The 1,527-nt window shown below is 68.2% G+C and carries 3 protein-coding genes; all 3 read left to right on the top strand.

Annotation, left to right across the window (positions count from 1 at the left end; all coding sequences use genetic code 11):
- The coding region (sctQ, locus tag ACXJLU_RS33310; RefSeq protein WP_457338000.1) for a type III secretion system cytoplasmic ring protein SctQ at positions 1-541 on the top strand (541 nt) is incomplete at its 5' end.
- Positions 519-1,175 carry a type III secretion system export apparatus subunit SctR gene (gene sctR, locus ACXJLU_RS33305; RefSeq protein WP_073467205.1) on the top strand — a complete coding sequence of 219 codons (657 nt, stop codon included), beginning with the start codon at positions 519-521 and terminating at the stop codon, positions 1,173-1,175. The genes sctQ and sctR, both read left to right, overlap by 23 nt.
- Before the next feature lie 13 nt (positions 1,176-1,188).
- Positions 1,189-1,449: a type III secretion system export apparatus subunit SctS gene (gene sctS, locus ACXJLU_RS33300; RefSeq protein ID WP_056810193.1), complete on the top strand. Its 261-nt coding sequence runs from the start codon at positions 1,189-1,191 to the stop codon at positions 1,447-1,449.
- The last annotated feature ends 78 nt before the right edge of the window (positions 1,450-1,527 follow it).

The following is a 1,527-nucleotide window of genomic DNA, read 5'->3' as shown; positions in this document are numbered from 1 at the left end:
CGGCCAGCGCAGCGCCTGGCGCTCGCTGCTGCGCCTGCCGGGCGCCGCGGTGATCGCGAGCCGCGCGCTGTCGATCGACGTGCTGCGCTCGCTGCGCGTCGGCGACGTGGTGCTGCTGCCGGCCGAACTGCAAGGGTTGGAAGGTGCCGCCGCGGTGCTCAGGCTGGGGCCGCGCGGTGCGCGCTGCCTGGCCGCGCCGGGGCGGATTCAAGGCAATTCATGGACAGTCGAAGGAGGACTTCAGATGTTGGACGATGACCAGGACCTGCTCGCCGAACCGGGCGAGCAAGCGGATGCGATCGGCGAGCTCGAACTGCCGGTGCGTTTCGAGATCGAGACCGTGTCGGTGCCGCTTTCCGACCTGGAAGCGATCGAGCCGGGCTACGTGATCGAGCTCGCGGTACCGGCGGCCGAGGCGCGCTTGCGCCTGGTGTCGTGCGGCCAGGTGATCGGCCATGCGGAACTGGTGGCGGTCGGCTCGCGGCTGGGCGCCCGCATCACACGCATGGTGGCACGCGATGACGCAGACCACCACGGGTGAACTGCTCCCGCTGCTCGTCATCGCGTTCGCGATCGGCGTGCTGCCCTTCGTCGCGATGATGGTGACCTCGTACACCAAGATCGTCGTGGTGCTGGGCCTGCTGCGCAACGCGCTCGGCGTGCAGCAGGTGCCACCGAACATGGTGCTCAACGGCATCGCGATCATCGTGTCGGCCTACATCATGGCGCCGCTGGTGATGGATTCGTACGACAAGATGAAGGACCAGGGCTTCGCGCCGTCGAGTGCCGGGCAGATCGGCCAGGTCATCGAGATCGCGAAAGAGCCGGTGCGCAAGTTCCTCGACAAGCATGCGCAGGCGCGCGAGAAGGCGTTCTTCCTGAAGTCGGCCGCCGCGGTGTGGCCGCCGGAGCGGGCGAGGGCGCTGAAGGCCGATGACCTGATCGTGCTGGCCCCGGCCTTCACGCTGTCGGAGCTGACCGCGGCCTTCAAGATCGGCTTCCTGCTGTACCTGGCCTTCGTCGTCGTCGACCTGATCATCGCGAACATCCTGCTCGCGCTCGGCCTGTCGCAGGTGACGCCGACGCAGGTGGCGATCCCGTTCAAGCTGTTGCTGTTCGTGGTCATGGACGGCTGGTCGACGCTGATCCATGGCCTGGTGCTGACCTACAAGTAGCGAGCGTGCAAGCATGGACTACGACAACATCGTTCGACTGACCTCGCAGGCCATGCTGCTGTGCCTGATGGTCTCGCTGCCGGCGGTGCTGGTGGCGGCGCTGGTGGGGCTGCTGGTGTCCTTCGTGCAGGCGATCACCTCGCTGCAGGACCAGGCGATCTCGCAGGGCGCCAAGCTGATCGCGGTGGTCATCACGCTGGTGGTGGCCGCCCCGTGGGGCGCCTCGATGGTGCTCGGCTTCGCCCAGCAGGCGGTACAGGCGGCGCTGCAATGAGCCTCATCCGTTCCTTCATCCGGGCAGCGCCGATCGTCGCCCCGCGCGCGGCCGCGGTCGCCGCCACCGCGGCCACCG

Source organism: Rhizobacter sp. P5_C2, from assembly GCF_054049715.1.
This window is presented reverse-complemented; position numbering and strand designations above follow the sequence as displayed.

Coding starts and splice junctions, on each gene's coding strand:
- sctR (WP_073467205.1), top strand. CDS start 519: ATGACGCAGACCACCACGGGTGAACTGCTCCCGCTGCTCGTCATCGCG.
- sctS (WP_056810193.1), top strand. CDS start 1,189: ATGGACTACGACAACATCGTTCGACTGACCTCGCAGGCCATGCTGCTG.